Source organism: Burkholderia sp. GW821-FHT14F03 (assembly GCF_058803765.1).
In genome coordinates this window covers 1-653 of sequence record NZ_JBXAPG010000149.1, presented here as the reverse complement: position 1 = coordinate 653, position 653 = coordinate 1, and the positions used below count along the sequence as shown (strand labels likewise).

Below are 653 nucleotides of genomic sequence, written 5' to 3'. Positions count from 1 at the left end.
ACCACCTGGATCCGCGCGAGCAGCGCCGGCGAGAACCGCTCGCGCAGCCGCTCGTACACCCGCGCCGCGAGCTTCGCCTGCGACACCTGCGGGTCCGCCTTGCACGACGCCTCGATCTCCGCATCGCCCAGATTCGTGGTCAGCAGGATCAGGCTGTTGCGGAAGCTGATGCGACGTCCTTCGCCGTCCTCCATCCAGCCCTGGTCGAACACCTGATAGAACACTTCGTGGATGTCCGGATGCGCGCGATCGAACTCGTCGAGCAACAGCACGCTGTACGGCTTCTTGCGGATCGCCTCGGTCAGCCGGCCGCCCTTGCCGTAGCCGACATAGCCCGGCGGCGCGCCCTTCAGCGTCGACGCCGTGTGCGCCTCCTGGAATTCGTTCATGTTGAACTGCACGAGATTGCGCTCGCCACCGAACAGCAGTTCGGCGAGCTTCGCCGCGGCCTGGCTCTTGCCCGTGCCCGTCGGCCCCGCGAACAGCATCACGCCGAGCGGCCGATGCGGATCGCCAAGACCCGAATGCGACAGGTGCAGCGCCTGCGCGATCGCCCGCATGCCGTCCGCCTGCCCATGGATCGACGCACCGAGCGCGCGCTCCAGATCGACGATCCGCTGCGCCTCGTCCTGCGCCAGCTGCGCGACGGGAAC

The 653-nt window shown here is 68.1% G+C and carries 1 protein-coding gene; it reads right to left on the bottom strand.

The features are described from left to right. A partial coding sequence (locus tag AC1RQF_RS33450; protein WP_492874422.1) for an AAA family ATPase occupies positions 1 to 653 on the bottom strand: 653 nt, incomplete at both ends.